At 62.1% G+C, this 15,696-nt stretch carries 16 protein-coding genes and 3 tRNA genes; 11 read left to right on the top strand and 8 right to left on the bottom strand.

The genetic code is table 11. The annotated features are described in order from the left end of the window. From ACMGG9_RS01615 to fucP, 4 genes are read left to right on the top strand one after another with little or no spacing between them, the layout of a single operon-like run. Window positions 1-864 carry an amidohydrolase family protein gene (locus tag ACMGG9_RS01615; protein WP_414161873.1) on the top strand — a complete coding sequence of 288 codons (864 nt, stop codon included), beginning with the start codon at window positions 1-3 and terminating at the stop codon, window positions 862-864. After that, window positions 842-1,618 carry an SDR family oxidoreductase gene (locus ACMGG9_RS01620; protein ID WP_033651361.1) on the top strand — a complete coding sequence of 259 codons (777 nt, stop codon included), beginning with the start codon at window positions 842-844 and terminating at the stop codon, window positions 1,616-1,618. Before ACMGG9_RS01615 ends, ACMGG9_RS01620 begins: the two co-directional genes overlap by 23 nt. Then, window positions 1,615-1,974 carry an L-rhamnose mutarotase gene (locus ACMGG9_RS01625; protein ID WP_015376547.1) on the top strand — a complete coding sequence of 120 codons (360 nt, stop codon included), beginning with the start codon at window positions 1,615-1,617 and terminating at the stop codon, window positions 1,972-1,974. Before ACMGG9_RS01620 ends, ACMGG9_RS01625 begins: the two co-directional genes overlap by 4 nt. 40 nt (window positions 1,975-2,014) lie before the next feature. Continuing rightward, on the top strand, window positions 2,015-3,244 hold the full coding sequence (fucP, locus tag ACMGG9_RS01630) for an L-fucose:H+ symporter permease (RefSeq protein WP_033651360.1): 1,230 nt from the start codon (window positions 2,015-2,017) through the stop codon (window positions 3,242-3,244). A 1-nt stretch (window position 3,245) separates the two neighbouring features. On the opposite strand, the gene ACMGG9_RS01635 is transcribed toward fucP, so the two are convergent. Then, entirely contained in the window at window positions 3,246-4,448 is a 1,203-nt protein-coding gene (locus ACMGG9_RS01635; RefSeq protein WP_414161874.1) for an MFS transporter, read from the bottom strand. Window positions 4,449-4,556: 108 nt separating this feature from the next. Between ACMGG9_RS01635 and ACMGG9_RS01640 the strand changes: the two genes are divergently transcribed. Beyond that, entirely contained in the window at window positions 4,557-5,468 is a 912-nt protein-coding gene (locus tag ACMGG9_RS01640; protein WP_033651358.1) for a LysR family transcriptional regulator, read from the top strand. Window positions 5,469-5,478: 10 nt separating this feature from the next. On the opposite strand, the gene ACMGG9_RS01645 is transcribed toward ACMGG9_RS01640, so the two are convergent. After that, entirely contained in the window at window positions 5,479-6,675 is a 1,197-nt protein-coding gene (locus ACMGG9_RS01645; RefSeq protein WP_033641780.1) for an MFS transporter, read from the bottom strand. A gap of 136 nt (window positions 6,676-6,811) precedes the next feature. Between ACMGG9_RS01645 and ACMGG9_RS01650 the strand changes: the two genes are divergently transcribed. Continuing rightward, complete coding sequence (locus ACMGG9_RS01650) at window positions 6,812-7,408, top strand: TetR/AcrR family transcriptional regulator (protein ID WP_033641781.1); 597 nt, start codon at window positions 6,812-6,814, stop codon at window positions 7,406-7,408. Between the two features lie 45 nt (window positions 7,409-7,453). Here the strand turns inward: ACMGG9_RS01650 and ACMGG9_RS01655 are convergent, their stop codons facing one another. Next, window positions 7,454-8,533 (bottom strand): GGDEF domain-containing protein, encoded by a 1,080-nt coding sequence (locus tag ACMGG9_RS01655; protein ID WP_414162259.1) that lies wholly within the window; start codon window positions 8,531-8,533, stop codon window positions 7,454-7,456. 259 nt (window positions 8,534-8,792) lie between these two features. Here ACMGG9_RS01655 and ACMGG9_RS01660 point away from each other — a divergent pair, with 259 nt between their 5' ends. Further along, window positions 8,793-9,077: a DUF1435 domain-containing protein gene (locus ACMGG9_RS01660; protein WP_033641783.1), complete on the top strand. Its 285-nt coding sequence runs from the start codon at window positions 8,793-8,795 to the stop codon at window positions 9,075-9,077. An 89-nt stretch (window positions 9,078-9,166) separates the two neighbouring features. Here the strand turns inward: ACMGG9_RS01660 and ACMGG9_RS01665 are convergent. The 4 genes from ACMGG9_RS01665 to ACMGG9_RS01680 all read right to left on the bottom strand — a co-directional run bounded on the left by ACMGG9_RS01665 (window position 9,167) and on the right by ACMGG9_RS01680 (window position 10,522). After that, window positions 9,167-9,253 (bottom strand) — tRNA-Leu (locus tag ACMGG9_RS01665). A gap of 42 nt (window positions 9,254-9,295) precedes the next feature. Continuing rightward, window positions 9,296-9,382 (bottom strand) — tRNA-Leu (locus ACMGG9_RS01670). Window positions 9,383-9,418: 36 nt separating this feature from the next. Next, a tRNA-Leu gene (locus ACMGG9_RS01675) sits at window positions 9,419-9,505 on the bottom strand. Between the two features lie 72 nt (window positions 9,506-9,577). Further along, the gene (locus tag ACMGG9_RS01680) at window positions 9,578-10,522 is read right to left on the bottom strand and encodes a LysR family transcriptional regulator (protein WP_033651709.1); all 945 of its coding nucleotides are present in this window, start codon (window positions 10,520-10,522) and stop codon (window positions 9,578-9,580) included. A 118-nt stretch (window positions 10,523-10,640) separates the two neighbouring features. Between ACMGG9_RS01680 and ACMGG9_RS01685 the strand changes: the two genes are divergently transcribed. Further along, complete coding sequence (locus ACMGG9_RS01685) at window positions 10,641-11,633, top strand: aldo/keto reductase (RefSeq protein ID WP_164106951.1); 993 nt, start codon at window positions 10,641-10,643, stop codon at window positions 11,631-11,633. A gap of 51 nt (window positions 11,634-11,684) precedes the next feature. Here ACMGG9_RS01685 and rsmC read toward each other — a convergent pair whose 3' ends face one another. Further along, the gene (gene rsmC, locus ACMGG9_RS01690; RefSeq protein WP_033641786.1) at window positions 11,685-12,725 is read right to left on the bottom strand and encodes a 16S rRNA (guanine(1207)-N(2))-methyltransferase RsmC; all 1,041 of its coding nucleotides are present in this window, start codon (window positions 12,723-12,725) and stop codon (window positions 11,685-11,687) included. A gap of 146 nt (window positions 12,726-12,871) precedes the next feature. Here rsmC and ACMGG9_RS01695 point away from each other — a divergent pair, with 146 nt between their 5' ends. From ACMGG9_RS01695 to prfC, 3 genes are all read left to right on the top strand, one after another. Then, on the top strand, window positions 12,872-13,309 hold the full coding sequence (locus tag ACMGG9_RS01695) for a DNA polymerase III subunit psi (protein WP_046688207.1): 438 nt from the start codon (window positions 12,872-12,874) through the stop codon (window positions 13,307-13,309). Next, window positions 13,254-13,697 (top strand): ribosomal protein S18-alanine N-acetyltransferase, encoded by a 444-nt coding sequence (gene rimI, locus ACMGG9_RS01700; RefSeq protein ID WP_033641788.1) that lies wholly within the window; start codon window positions 13,254-13,256, stop codon window positions 13,695-13,697. Before ACMGG9_RS01695 ends, rimI begins: the two co-directional genes overlap by 56 nt. A 151-nt stretch (window positions 13,698-13,848) precedes the next feature. Next, window positions 13,849-15,438 (top strand): peptide chain release factor 3, encoded by a 1,590-nt coding sequence (prfC, locus tag ACMGG9_RS01705; RefSeq protein WP_033641789.1) that lies wholly within the window; start codon window positions 13,849-13,851, stop codon window positions 15,436-15,438. Window positions 15,439-15,696 lie beyond the last annotated feature (258 nt).

Consider the following 15,696-nt stretch of genomic DNA (forward strand, 5'->3'; position numbering starts at 1 on the left):
ATGCCGCGCATCGACGCTCACCAGCACTACTGGCGCTACCACCCGCAGCACTACCCGTGGATCGACGAGCGGATGCGCGTGCTGCGACAGGATTTCGATCCGCCCCGGCTGCGGCAGCTGTTGCAGGAACACGGCTTCGACGGCGCACTGGCGGTGCAGGCGCGCCCCAGCGAGGACGAGACGCTGGCCCTGCTGGCGCTGGCTGAGCAGAGCGAGGGCGTATGCGGCGTGGTGGGCTGGTTGGATATCGCCGCGCCACAGCTGGCGCAGCGTCTGGAGGCCTGGCGGCCTTACAGCGCGCTGCGCGGGGTGCGTCATCAGGTGCAGGACGAAGCGGATCCGGCGGCCTGGCTGGCGCGGCCGGAGGTGGATCGCGGCATGCAAACGCTGCAGCGCGCCGGGTATGTGTACGAGATCCTGGTGACGCACCGGGATCTGGCGGCCGCGGCGGCGTTTGCCGGCCGCCACGACCAACACTGGCTGGTGCTGGATCACTTCGGCAAGCCGGACATCATGCGCGGCGCGCGGCACTGGGCGCAGCAAATCCGGCCGTTGGCGGCGCTGCCGCACGTGGCCTGCAAGCTGTCGGGGCTGATCACCGAGGCGCCGGGTGGCCGGTGGCGCGCGGAAGAACTGCTGCCGTTCTTCGATGCCGCGCTGGAGGCGTTTGGCCCGCAGCGGCTGATGTTCGGCTCCGATTGGCCGGTGTGCCTGCTGGCCGGCGACTACCGCCAGGTGGTGCAACTGTGTGAACGGGCCCTCTCGACGCTGGGGGCTGCCGAGCAGGCGGCGATTTGGGGCGACACCGCCTGGAGAATTTACGGGTTAACGGAGTCTGGTTATGGATCTGTATCTGCAAGATAAGGTGGTGCTGGTCACCGGCGGCGGTGCCGGCATCGGCGCGGCGATTTCTCATGTGCTGGCCGAGGAAGGGGCGATCCCGGTGCTGGTCACCAACGCCGCGCCGGAGGCGGCGCTGCTGGCCGATTTACAGCGGTTGCAGCCGCGCACCGGGGTGATCCTCACCGAATTGTGCGACGAGGCGGCCTGCCGCCGGGCGGTCAGCCAGACGCTGGCGACCTTCGGCCGCATTGACGGGCTGGTGAACAACGCCGGGGTCAACGACGGCGTCGGGTTGGAGGCGGGGCGCGAAGCGTTCGTCGGCTCGCTGGAAAAGAATCTGGTGCATTACTACCTGATGGCGCACCTGTGCCAGGCGGCGCTGCGGGAGAGCCGGGGCGCCATCGTCAACATCGCCTCCAAGACCGCACTCAGCGGGCAGGGGGGCACCAGCGGCTACACCGCCGCCAAGGGCGCGGTGCTGGCGCTGACGCGCGAATGGGCGGTGTCGCTGCGCCATGATGGGGTGCGGGTGAACGCGGTGGTGCCGGCGGAGGTGATCACCCCGCAGTACCAGCGCTGGCTCAACACCTTCGCCGAGCCGCAGCGGCAGATGGAGAAGATCACCGCGCGCATTCCGCTCGGGCAGCGCATGACCACGCCGCAGGAGATCGCCGATACCGTGGCGTTTCTGCTGTCGTCGCGGTCATCACACACCACTGGACAGTGGCTGTCGGTGGACGGCGGCTACCTGCATCTCGATCGGGCGCTGACGTGAGCGGCGCGGCGGCAGGGCGGCGCCGTTTCTGCCAGGCGCTCGATCTGATTGACTCACCGGCGCTGATTGCGGAGTACCAGCAGCATCATCAGCGCATTTGGCCGGGCATCGCCGCGCATTTGCGCGAGCACGGCATTCTGGACATGGAGATTTACCGGTTAGGCACCCGGCTGTTCATGATCGTGGAGGTCAGCGCCGATTTCGACGCCGCGCGTTTTGACGCCGCCAGCCTGAACAACCCCGAAGTGCAGCGATGGGAAGCGCTGATGTGGCACTACCAGGCCGCCACCCCCTGGACGCCGCAGGGCGAAAAATGGGTGGAAATGGCGCGGATTTTCTCTCTGCAACAGCAATAACGCCAACATCATCATCGCCAGACGATACGAGGGTATCACCATGCTTGCTGAAAAAAGTGCGGCCTCCGCGCAGCCGGGCGTCCCCGTGACCGCCAATCTGCGCTGGGCCTTTATCCTGGTCACCAGCCTGTTCTTCATGTGGGGGCTGTCCTATGGCCTGCTGGACGTATTAAACAAACATTTTCAGGAGACGCTGCACGTCACCAAGGCGCAGTCGGGGCTGCTGCAGGCGGCGTACTTCGGCGCCTATTTCCTGGTGGCGCTGCCCGCCGGTTATTTCATGGATCGCAAGGGCTATAAGGCGGGCATTCTGGTCGGGCTGTGCCTGTACGCACTGGGCGCGCTGCTGTTCGTGCCGGCGGCGTCGGCCAACAGCTTCGCCGTATTCCTGTTCGCGCTGTTCGTTATCGCCAGCGGCCTGGGCTGCCTGGAAACGGCGGCCAACCCGTACGCCACGGTGCTGGGCGACGCGCAGGGCGCCGAACGGCGGCTCAACCTGGCCCAGTCGTTCAACGGCCTCGGGCAGTTTATCGGCCCGCTGATCGGCGGCACGCTGTTCTTCTCCGCCGGCCAGTCCGTCGGCGGCGGCGATCAGAGCGCGGTGAAGATGACCTATGTGGCGATCGCCGCGCTGGTGCTGCTGATCGCGCTGTTGTTCAGCCGCACCCGGCTGCCGGCGATCCGCGAAGAGGAAAAACCGGTGCACGGCGTGATAGCGCAGGGGTTGTGGCAGCATCCGCATTTCGTCGGTGGGGTCATCACGCAGTTTTTCTACGTGGCGGCGCAGGTGGGCGTGGGGGCGTTCTTCATCAACTACGCCACCGAGCACTGGCGCGAGGTGTCTAACCAGAGCGCCTCTTACCTGCTGTCGATCGCCATGGTCTGCTTTATGGTCGGACGTTTCTTCAGCACCTGGCTGATGGGACGGGTCAAACCGGCGACGCTGCTGGCGGTCTATGCGCTGATCAACATCGCGCTGTGCGGCGTGGTAATGCTGAGCGTAGACGGCGTCTCGGTGGTGGCGCTGATCGCGGTGTTCTTCTTTATGTCGATCATGTTCCCGACCATTTTCGCCCTGGGGGTGAAAAATCTGGGCAAGCACACCAAGCGCGCCAGCTCGTTCATGATCATGGCGATCGTCGGCGGCGCCATCATGCCTTACTTTATGGGGGCGCTGGCCGACCGTTACAGCACCGCGCTCTCTTATCTGCTGCCGCTGCTGTGCTTCGCGGTGGTGTTGGTTTACGGCCTGCGGCAGCGCCGCGCCTGATTCACCCCGGCGGCGAATCGGCTTTCGCCGCCGTTTTCGGCCTCTGCCGCCGGGTCCCCATCAGGATGGCCAACGCCAGCAGCAGCACCAGGCCGGACAGCGCGCCGTTTATCGTCAGGCCACCGGCATCCACCACCAGCCCGCCCACCAGCGAACCGCAGGAAATCGCCAGGTTAAACAGCGCGATATACAGTGAAGAGGCGACCTCGGCCGCATCGGGAGCCGCCTTGAGCATCCACGCCATCAGCGCAACGGAAACGCCGCCGTAGGCGATGCCCCACAGCAGCAGGAAGGCGCCGCCGCTCAGCGGCGTGTGGCCCAGCAGCGGCAGCAGCAGGACGGCGAGCGCCAGCCCGAGGGCGATCAGCGCCAGGGTGCGGCGCAGTCGTTTGGCGGCGGCCTGGCCGGCGATAAAATTCCCGACGAGGCCGGCGATGCCGTAGGCGAACAGCAGCGGCCCCACCCAGCGGCTCTCGATGCCGGAGACCGTCTGCAGCAGCGGACGGACAAAGGTGTAAGCCATAAAGTGACCGGCGACCAGCAGAAACGTCAGCAGCAGCCCGGTCAGCAGCTGGCGATTCGCGCGTTGCGCGGTGAACGACCGCCAGCCGATCGCCTGCGTGACCGGCAGCGGCGGCAGCACGCATACCAGCAGGAGCAGGGCCAGCGCCGCCAGAACGGCGACCGCCAGAAACGCCATGCGCCAGCCCAGCGCTTCGCCGAGGAATACCCCGAGCGGCACCCCGAACACCGAGGCCGCCGCTACGCCGCCGAAGATGATGGACAGCGCCAATCCGACGGAGGCCGGCGGCACCAGGCGTTCCGCCAGCCCGCCGGCGATGGCCCAGATACCGCCGATGCAAAAACCCAGCAGGATGCGCGCAGCGAACAGCAGGGCCAGGGAGGTGGCGGCGGCGGCCAGCAGGTTAGCGGCGATCAGCAGCAGCAGAAAGCCCGCCAGCAGGTTGCGGCGGTCCGTGCGCCGGGCGCCCAGCACCACCAGCGGGGCGAACAGCGCGGCGAACAGGGCCGGCAGGGAAATCAGCAGCCCGGAGCGGCCGATCGATGCGTTCAGGGTGCTGACGATCGGGGTCAGCAGCCCGACGGGCAGCATTTCTGCGGTGACGACGGTAAAGGTGGACAGGCCGACCGCGAAGGTCGCCAGCCACGCTTTTGCGCCGCCGTCGGCGTGTAAGGCACTCATAATGACTCTCCCAACAGATGAAGAACCTCAGTGTATCCGCGCCAAAATGGCTGATAAACTGGCCTGAATGCGCAACATTGGGGACAAAGCGTGGCTAATTTACCGTCTATGCCGTTGGATAACCTGACCGACCTGCTGGTATTCATTCGCGTCGCCGACGCCTGCAGCTTCACGCTGGCGGCCGAGAGACTGGGCATCTCCCGATCGGCGGCGGGCAAATGCGTGAACCGATTGGAGGCGCGATTGGCGACCCGGCTGCTGCAACGCACCACGCGCAGCGTCAGCCTGACCGAAGACGGCGCGGTGTTTTACGAATATGCGCAGCGCATCCTGTCGCAGGCCGAAGAGGCGGAAACGGCGCTCAATACGCGGCGGCAAACCCCGCGCGGGCGGCTGCGGCTGGATGTGCCGGTCTCGTTGGGGCGGTTGCATATTTTGCCGATTCTGCGGGAATTTTTGGCGCAGTGGCCGGAGGTGGACGCCGACGTCAGCTTCTCCGACGATTACAGCGATTTGGTGCGCGACGGTATCGATGTGGCGATCCGCGTCGGCGGCAGCGACGACAGTCGGCTGGTGCGGCGGGTGCTCGCGCCGCACCGCCTGATCACCTGCGCGGCGCCGGACTATCTGGCGCGCTACGGCACGCCTGCGACACCGGAGGCGCTGGGCGATCACGAGACGCTGGTCTTCAGCCACCAGGGATTGCCGGCGCCCTGGCGCTATCGGGTTAACGGCCAACTGCACGAACAGCCGGTGCGCGGCCGGATGCGTTTCAACAACGTCGAGGCATTGCGGGATGCAGCCGTCGCCGGGGCCGGTCTGTGTCAGGTAGGGGCGTTTCTGGTCGGTGAACAGATGGCGGCCGGCACGCTGGTGCCGGTGCTGGAACGCTATTGTCGCCCGGGGCCGCCGATCTGCGCCGTCTATCCCAGCCGACGCCATCTCTCCCCCAAAGTGAAACTGTTTCTGGCGGCGATCGAACGGCGCTGGCAGGGCAAGGCGATTTGGGAAACCGTTTAGCGCAGGCGGTTCACGCCGCTTTCAAGGCCAGCGTTCGCCGCATTAGGCGATAGCCGCCGGCCGCCACCAGCAGTACGACCAGGCCGGCCGTGAGCGTGACGCCAAAGCCGGCCGTTATCCCCGCAGCGTCGATCGCCAGGCCCGCCAGGGCTGCGCCGAACGCCACGCCTATCCCCAGACCGGTGACCATCCAGGTCAATCCCTCCGTCAGCCTGGCGGGGGGCACGATGTTTTCAACCAGCCCCATGGCAATGATCATGGTCGGCGCGAAAAACAGTCCGGCGACAAACATCGCCGCCGCCAGCGTCAAGACATTGTGCACCCACAGCAGCGGCAGGGTAGTGAATGCGGTGGCGAACGCCGCGTATAAGAACAGGCGGGGCAAGGGGACGGGGATCTTCATTGCGCCGAAAATCAGCCCGGCGAGGCAGGAGCCAAACGCGTAAACCGACAGCACGATGCTGGCGGCGGCCGGCTGGCCTTGCTGCTCGGCGAAGGCCACGCTGATGACGTCCACGGTGCCGACAATGGTGCCCAGGGCGATCAGCGCCAGCACCAGAATTTGCATTGACGGCATAGCCAGAATGGCGCGCTGCCGCTCGCTGTTGCGGGTGTAAACCGGGGGCTGTGTGCTTTTTTGCAAGGCGAATGCCGTGACGCCCGCCACCAGAAGCAGCGCGGCCACCAGAGGGCCGGCTTCTGGGAAAAGTGAAACGCTGAGCCCCACGGCGATCGGCGGGCCGATGATAAAGGCGACTTCGTCCAACACCGACTCGAATGAAAATGCCGTGTGCAGCTGCGGCGTGCCGCGATAAATTTCGCTCCAGCGAGCTCTGACCATCGCGGAGATGCTGGGCATGCCGCCCGCGAGCGCGGCGAAGACGAACAGCGCCCAATCCGGTGCCTGGTAGCGAGTGCAAATCAGCAGCAGCAAGAGGGCGATCGCGCTGGTCCCGGTGGCATACGGCAGCACTCGGCGTTGGCCGAAGCGATCCGCTGCGCGCGCGATCTGCGGCGCGAGCAGCGCCATGGAAAAGGCGAACGTCGCCGCCACCGCGCCCGCTAACCAATAGGAGCCGCGTACCTGCGAGAGCATGGTAATGATGCCGATGCCGGTCATCGAGACCGGCAGGCGCGCGATTAGCCCGGCAGAGGAAAACGCCTTGCTGCCCGGGGCGGTGAACAGTTTGAAATAAGGATTTGCCATAAAATGGGCTCCGGAATGTTGCGGCTCGGTATTCGCTCAATGTCCATCATTGACATACGCCACGTATGTTACGTTAATTGACATACATGGCGTATGTCAATTATAACGTCATCAATAACGAGGCGGGAGTGAACCCATGGCACGTAAAGCGCGTACCGAAATGATTGAAGAAACCCGACAAAAGCTGGTGGCGGCGGCCCGTCTGCAATTCGGCAACGTGGGGTATGCCGAAACGGTGATGGATGATCTCACCGCCCAGGCCGGCCTGACGCGCGGCGCGCTCTATCACCATTTTGGCGATAAAAAGGGGCTGTTCCTGGCGGTGGTGCAGGCGATAGACGCGGAGATGGATGCGCATCTGGCTGAGATAACCGCGAGTACTGCGGATGACTGGGAGGCTTTTGCGGCGCGTTGCCGCAGTTATCTGATCATGATGACGGAGCCGCAAGCGCAACGCATTCTGTTGCGTGATTCACCTTCGGTGCTGGGAGCTGAATATCTGCGGGCCAGCAAGCTGGCGTGCATCAGCTGGATGACGGGCGCATTGGAGGTATTGATGGCGCAGCGGCGTATCGCTATCGCCGAGCCGGAAGCGCTGGCGCATTTAATCAACGGCGGCCTGATGGATGCCGCGCTGTGGGTCGCCCATCATCCGGAAAAAGACGTGGGGCTGGAACAAGCCTTGGCCAGTTTGAACCTGTTGCTGAACGGGCTGCGTTCCACCGCCGTATAGCCGTATAAGTGTTGATGTCAGCCGCCGCGCCGTTACCACGGCGGCTTAAGAGTGAACGGCAGCGGGCTCGACGTTTTGCGCCAGCTGAATATTGTTGCGGCCGCTGTGCTTCGCCAGATAGAGCGCGGCGTCGGCCGCGCCTATCGCCGATTCGATGTCCAGTTTTTCCAACGCGGAGATGCCGGCGCTGAGCGTCAGCGTGTCGCTGTGCTGCGGACTGGCGCCGTGCGGGATGTTCAGCTCCGCCACCCGCTGGCGCACCCGTTCGGCCAGTTGCGCCGCGTAGCCTTCGTGCACGTTGGTCAGCAGCACCAAAAATTCTTCCCCGCCGTAACGCACCACGATGTCGCGCGAACGCACCGCATCGCGGATGGCGACCGCCACCTGCACCAACGCCCGATCGCCCATGGCGTGGCCGTAGCTGTCGTTATAGACCTTGAAGTGGTCGATATCCAGCAACAGCACGTAATGGTGGCCGGTTTGCGGTTCCAGCAGCATCGTGATCTTATTCTCCAGCCCACGCCGGTTATAAAGGCCGGTCAGAGGATCGATCATGCTCAAATTATTGAATTTATCTCGCTCGTTATACAGGTTGGCCACCAGCGCGTGAGTAAAGATTTCACTGCGTTTCAACATCAGGTGGTGGATGGAGAAAGCGATAATAGGTAATAGCGTGGTGAATAATATCCGCAGGGTATTATGCATGCCGTCTAAAGCCAGGATCACCATTGCGGAAGGCACGGCGTGTAAACAAAAGGCGGTAAAGTTGTCCGTCAGGGAAATAGCGCTGATAAAAAAGATGCTAAACAAACTAATTAATAAAAAATCTTGGTTATTCGGTAGGCAATATTGACTTTTAACGTAAATATGTGCGGCCCAGAGCAGGCCGAGCACGCCGGCGAACAGGTTGAGTTTGCACAAGTATTTGCGTGGCGTTTGCAGGGACAATAGCGCGGCTACCAGACAAAATAGCGGTATACATAATAAAGGTAGGGTAAATGCGGGCGTATCCCTAAAAGGGAACAATAATGTAAATACGGAAGAGGCGGCATTCATTATCAGAAAAAGAAATAATGCCAGGCGCTGCTTGCTGTTCAGTAATTCCTGATAAGAACGGGCGTTCATACGGAGGTCACTCTTTGCAAAGTCGTTCTGTCGAATAATTAAGGTTGAGAAGCATTCCTTTGGCGCGAATATCCACTTGAATTGCATGGTTGAGGATTGTGATTATTATCATGCAAACAGGACTAGGAATTTTCTTATGTCAAATTATCATTTTTTCATGCTGGTGTCATCTGGGTTTGGTCAGCGCAGTGAAAATGATGCGGCGGCCAAAAAAGTGTTATATGATATTGGTTATCATTATCACTTGAAGGGGGTTGTCATGCTCACCGCCATGATTGCCGCGTGCGGGCTGTGGGGCGTCAGTTGGTGCCTCGGGGATCGCCTGGCCAGCGCCTGGGGCGTTTTGCTGCCTTGTGCGCTGATGCCGCTGCTGGCCTTGATCGACCTGGATATGGTGCAGTTGCGCACCCTGATCGTGATAGCGATGTTGGCCACGCTGGTCATGTTGTTCAACAGCCGGCTGCGCCACTATCTGCTGCTGCCTTCCTGTATGGCGCTGGCGGGCGGCCTGGCGGCTGTCAGCCTGAACTTCAGCTTCGGGTGAAACGCCGGAAACGGCAAAACCACGCTTAAGCGTGTGATTCATCAATGCGTTGGGATTTTTTCGAGGATACTGCCGGGGAGATCATCAATTGGTGCGAAGAGAGGGACTTGAACCCTCACGTCCGTAAGGACACTAACACCTGAAGCTAGCGCGTCTACCAATTCCGCCACCTTCGCACAGTCGATGTTGTTGCTTTGATTTATATTACGTCGCCAGCGTGGTGCGAAGAGAGGGACTTGAACCCTCACGTCCGTAAGAACACTAACACCTGAAGCTAGCGCGTCTACCAATTCCGCCACCTTCGCATCGATGCTGAGTGCAATATAAATCATGTGGTTATTTGGTGCGAAGAGAGGGACTTGAACCCTCACGTCCGTAAGGACACTAACACCTGAAGCTAGCGCGTCTACCAATTCCGCCACCTTCGCGTACCAGAAACATTACCGGAGTAACGTTACCACGGAGGCGAATTCTAGAGATTTTGGCGGACACGTCAACAGTTATTTCCCCGCTTTGCGGGCGTTTGCTGGAAAAACAGCCATATCGCCGCTTTTCTGCTGGTCAAACAGCCAAATCAGCCAATCAATCAACACTCTGACCCGCGGCGCCAGGAAACGGCCGGGCGGATACATGATGTAAATCGGCATCGGCGGAGGCGGCGTTTCCGCCAGCACTTCCACCAGTTCGCCCTGTTCCAGCCAAGGGGCAAGCGAATAGCGCGCCGCCTGTATCAATCCCATGCCGGCGCGCGCGCCGGCGATATAGGCGTCGGCGCCGCTGACGCTCAGCCGGGCGGGCAGTTCGCGCAGTTCCAGCTTGCCGCCGCGGCAAAACTCCAGCGGGTAATCGCGGTTGCTGGCCAGCGAAAAATACCCCACCGCGCGGTGCGGCGTCAGGCTATCGATGTCGAGCGGCGTACCGTGGGCCTGTAGGTAAGCGGGAGAAGCGCAGGTGACCTGCGGCAACTGGGCGATGCGCCGCGCCACCAGGCTGTCGTCTTCGGTTTCCCAGGCGCGCAGCACGCAGTCCACGCCTTCGCGCAGCAGATCGACGTGGGTGTCGTTGGCGCCCAGCGCCAGCGTGATGTCGGGATAGCGCCGGTAGAAGTCGTCCAGCGCCGGAATGACGACCTCGCGCGCCAGCGAATGGGGCATATCGATGCGCACTTTGCCGGACGGCTGCAGCTTATGGTGGCTGAACAGCGTGTCCGCCTCCTCCAGCGCGCCCAGCAACTGCACGCAGCGTTGATAGTAGAGACTGCCTTCGCTGGTCACCTGCACCTGGCGGGTGGTGCGGATCAGCAGGCGCACGCCCAGCCGCTGTTCCAGCCGTTTCAGCGCGTTGCTGACCGTGGCGCGCGGCAGCTGCAGGCGTTCGGCCGCCCGGCTGAAGCTGCCCAGTTCGACGATGCGGGTAAAAATGCGCATGGCTTGAACCTGATCCATTACCACTCCGTATTGTTGGTGATTTTTGAACAGTGATGTGCAATCTGCATTATTTATCTTTGTCGCGTAAACAACCAGACTTTGCTGCGTTATCCATTCACCGCATGAGGGCAGCACAATGCAACAACGTAAACTCGGTTCCCACGGTCCCGTCGTCTCCACCCTGGGGTTGGGATGCATGGGCATGAGCGACTTCTACTCCACCGGCGCCGATCGGCAGGAAGCCATCGCCACGCTGCACCGGGCGCTGGAGCTGGGCGTCACGCTGCTCGACACCGCCGACATGTATGGCCCGCACACCAACGAAGAGCTGGTGGGGGAAGCGATCAAAGGCAAGCGGCAACAGGTGTTCCTGGCCACCAAGTTCGGCATTCTGCGCGATCCGGCGGATCCTTCGGCGCGCGGCGTCAGCAGCCGGCCCGAGTATATCCGGCGCTCCGTCGAGGGCAGCCTGCGGCGCTTGGGCGTGGAGGAGATCGATCTTTATTATCAGCACCGGGTCGATCCGCAGGTGCCGATCGAGGACGTCGTGGGCACGATGGCGGATCTGATCCGCGAAGGCAAGATCCGCCACATCGGCCTGAGCGAGGCGTCGGTCGCCACGCTGGAGCGGGCGCACAAGGTGCATCCGATCACCGCGCTGCAGACCGAATATTCGCTGTGGACGCGCGACGCCGAGCAGGGCGTGCTGGCGGCCTGCGAGCGCCTGGGCATCGGCTTTGTGCCCTACAGCCCGTTAGGGCGCGGTTTCCTCACCGGCGCTATCCAGCGGCCGGAGGATCTGGCCGAGGACGATTTCCGCCGCAGCAACCCGCGCTTCCAGGGGGAAAACTTCAGTCGCAATCTGGCGCTGGTGGAGAAGGTGAGCGAGCTGGCGGCGCAGAAGGGCGTTAAACCTTCGCAGCTGGCGCTGGCCTGGGTGTTGGCGCAGGGGGAACACATCGTGCCGATCCCCGGCACCAAACGCCGTCGTTACCTGGAAGAGAACGTCGCGGCGGCGGAGATAACGCTGAGCGCGGCTGAGCTGGCGGCGATTGAAGCGGTGTTCCCGCTGAGCGCGGCGGCCGGCGATCGCTACGGCGCGGAGTCGATGACCTACATCAACGGTTAAAAAAAAGCGCGGCCTGCAGGCTGCGCTCTGTCGTTTTCCGCCAACGGCGAATTATTTCTTCTTCGGTGCGCGCGGCGGACGGCCGACGGTCGCCTGGTACACCTTGAAGCGGCCGTTCTGCGCCAGCACTTCGTGGCTGCCGAAGGTGGCGTCCAGAATGTCCGGGTATGGCAGGAAGGCGTTGGCGACAATGCGCAGTTGGCCGCCGATCGGCAGGTGCTTCACCGCGCCGCGGATCAGGGTTTCGGCGGCGGTCAGGCTGGTCTGCAGCCCGTCGTGGAACGGCGGGTTGGAGATGATCATGTCGAAACGGCCGGTGATGTCGGAGTAAACGTTGCTGACGATCACTTCCCCTTCGATGCCGTTGGCGGCCAGCGTCGCGCGGCTGGATTCCACCGCGGCGGCGTTGACGTCGCTGAGGGTCAATTTGACTTTCGGCGACAGCTTGGACATTACCGAGGCCATGACGCCGGCGCCGCAGCCGATGTCCAGCACCTTGCCTTTCATGTGTTTTTCCAGCGTCGACAGCAGCAGCGAGCTGCCGACGTCCAGACCGTCGCGGCTGAACACGCCCGGCAGCGTTTTCACTTCCAGATCGTGCAGCTGATAGCTGTCCCACCAGTCGTTCAGGTCGAACTCGGTCTGCGCGTCCAGGCGGCCGTGATACAGGCCGCAGCGGCGCGCGCTGTCGATTTTCACCAGCGTGACGTGGCCTTCCAGCGTTGGCTCGGCGCTGCGCACGCCGCTGCGGTTTTCACCGACCACGAACACGTCCGCGCCCACCGGCAGCAGCGCCAGGATGTTGCACAGCTGGAATTGCGCTTCCTGCTTGCTCTTCGGCCAGTAGTAAACCAGCGTGTCGCAGTCGGCGACGAAAGCGGGATCGACGGTCAAACCGAACTGCACGTTATCGCCCATCGTCCGGTTCAGTAACTGCCAGTGATGGTATTGCTGAGTGTGGACGCGCACGTCCGCGGCCTCGAATTGGGCCGGCAGGCTGTCCTGCAGGTCGCCGGCAAACAGCACGCGGCGTTCGATAAATTCATCACTGTGGCGCAGCATGACTTCACTGGCGGGGGTTAATGCAGACATCAGATATTGGCTCCTGGAAATGAGACCGGGGATTATAGAGCTTTGTGGCGATATGTTCGACGGGTTTGTTGGCGCGGGCTGCGCGGGTTTGTTAGCATAGCGCGGCGCATGGCAGGCATGGCGCACCACAACGGGTAGGAATCGGCATGGCATCAAAACGCGACTGGCTGTTACAACAACTGGGTATTACGCAGTGGACATTGCGCCGCCCGGGCGTGTTGCAGGGCGAAGTGGCGGTCAGTCTGCCGCCCGAGACGCGCCTGCTGGTGGTGGCGCAGACGCTGCCGGCGCCCGACGATCCGCTGTTTTGCGACGTGCTGCGCAGCCTGGGGCTGACGCCGGCGCAAACCTACAGCCTGACGCCGGAACAGGTGGCGATGCTGCCTGAAGAGACCGCATGCAACAGTTGGCGGCTGGGCGTGACGGAACCGCTCGCGGTCGCCGGCGCGCAGCTACACAGCCCGGCGCTGGCCGAGCTTTCCCAAGACGCGGGGGCCAAACGCGCCCTCTGGCAGCAGATTTGTCATCATGAACACGATTTCTACCCTGACGGCGGCCGACCTGGCCACGGCCTTCAACATTGAGCAAGCCAGCCACGCTTTCCCCTGGACGGAAACCACCTTTGCCAGCAATCAGGGCGATCGCTACCTTAACCTGAAGCTGAGCGCCGATGGGGAGATGGCGGGGTTCGCCATCACGCAGATCGTGCTGGACGAAGCCACGCTGTTCAACATCGCCATTCATCCGCAGCACCAGCGCCGGGGCTTTGGCCGCCTGCTGCTCAACGCGTTGATCGAACAGCTGGAGAGCCGCGGCGTGGTTACGCTGTGGCTGGAAGTCCGTGCCTCCAACCAGGCGGCGATCGCGCTGTATGAAGATCTCGGTTTCAACGAAGTCACCGTGCGTCGTAATTATTACCCGAGCGCCCACGGCCGCGAAGACGCGATCGTGATGGCGTTGCCGCTGGGGTAATCAGCCCGGCCGGAAAAAGCATTGATTGTCACCGGTTGGCAAATCGGCGAAAATGCCCGGCTGTTATCTTTTATTCACCGCTTTGCCCGGCGCCGCGATCGGCGCGTTCTGATGATGTCGCAGGGCGGACTAACCGTAGAACCTGAAAACCATGTCTCCTAGTGAATTTGCCCGCGAAGTCTCCAAAAGAAGAACTTTCGCCATCATCTCGCACCCCGATGCCGGTAAAACCACCATTACCGAAAAAGTGCTGCTGTTCGGACAGGCGATCCAGACCGCCGGTACGGTAAAAGGCCGCGGCTCCAGCCAGCACGCCAAATCCGACTGGATGGAAATGGAAAAGCAGCGTGGGATCTCGATCACCACCTCGGTGATGCAGTTCCCGTATCGCGACAGCCTGGTCAACCTGCTGGATACCCCGGGGCACGAGGACTTCTCCGAAGATACGTATCGCACCCTGACCGCCGTGGACTGCTGTCTGATGGTGATCGACGCCGCCAAGGGCGTTGAGGATCGCACCCGCAAGCTGATGGAAGTCACCCGTCTGCGCGACACGCCGATCCTGACCTTCATGAACAAGCTGGACCGCGACATCCGCGATCCGATGGAAGTGATGGACGAAGTCGAGCGCGAACTGAAAATCGCCTGTTCGCCTATCACCTGGCCGATCGGCTGCGGCAAGCTGTTTAAAGGCGTTTACCACCTGTACAAGGATGAAACCTACCTGTACCAGACCGGTAAAGGCCACACCATTCAGGAAGTGCGCATCGTCAAAGGCCTGAACAACCCGGAGCTGGATGTCGCCGTAGGCGAAGATCTGGCGGCGCAGCTGCGCGATGAGCTGGAGCTGGTGCAGGGCGCTTCCCACGAGTTCGATCAGGCGGCGTTCCTGAGCGGCGAGCTGACCCCGGTGTTCTTCGGTACCGCACTCGGCAACTTCGGCGTGGATCATATGCTGGACGGCCTGGTGGCCTGGGCGCCGGCGCCGATGCCGCGCAAAACCGACACCCGTGAAGTGACGGCGGCGGAAGAGAAATTCACCGGCTTTGTGTTCAAGATCCAGGCCAACATGGATCCGAAGCACCGCGACCGCGTGGCCTTTATGCGCGTGGTGTCCGGCCGTTACGAGAAGGGCATGAAGCTGCGTCAGGTGCGCACCGGCAAAGACGTGGTGATCTCCGACGCGCTGACCTTTATGGCCGGCGACCGTTCGCACGTGGAAGAAGCCTATCCGGGCGACATCATCGGTCTGCACAACCATGGCACCATCCAGATCGGCGATACCTTCACTCAGGGTGAAGACATGAAGTTCACCGGCATCCCGAACTTCGCGCCTGAACTGTTCCGCCGCATTCGCCTGCGCGATCCGCTGAAGCAGAAACAGCTGCTGAAGGGGCTGGTGCAGCTGTCGGAAGAGGGCGCGGTGCAGGTGTTCCGCCCGATCGCCAACAACGATTTGATCGTCGGCGCGGTCGGCGTGCTGCAGTTCGACGTGGTGGTGGCGCGTTTGAAGAGCGAGTACAACGTGGAAGCGCTGTATGAGTCGGTCAACGTGTCGACGGCGCGCTGGGTCGAGTGCGACGACGTGAAGAAGTTCGAAGAGTTCAAGCGCAAGAACGAGATCAACCTGGCGTTGGACGGTGGGGACAACCTGTCCTACATCGCGCCGACCATGGTGAACCTCAACCTGACGCAGGAACGCTATCCTGACGTGACCTTCCGCAAGACCCGCGAACACTGATACATCGGCAGGGCGCCCGGTGCGCCCTGCCAATTCCCCGTATTCTCACTCCGCTAATTAATAAATCTTCCTCATATTTTATCCTGCGAATCGATGTAGCCCAGGCGAGATGCGATTGGCCTGCGTTTTCCGCCGCATGGTCTATCTTTAACGAGATGTCCGCACATTGCTTGAGAGTAAATCACTGTAATACGCTGATTGTTTGGTGAGTTATTCTGATGTGTTGCCGATAGGAGACAGTCTGTTTCCTTAAATATC

Origin of the sequence: Serratia sp. BNK-10, from assembly GCF_047456065.1 — a bacterium.
Lineage (GTDB): Bacteria > Pseudomonadota > Gammaproteobacteria > Enterobacterales > Enterobacteriaceae > Serratia > Serratia ureilytica.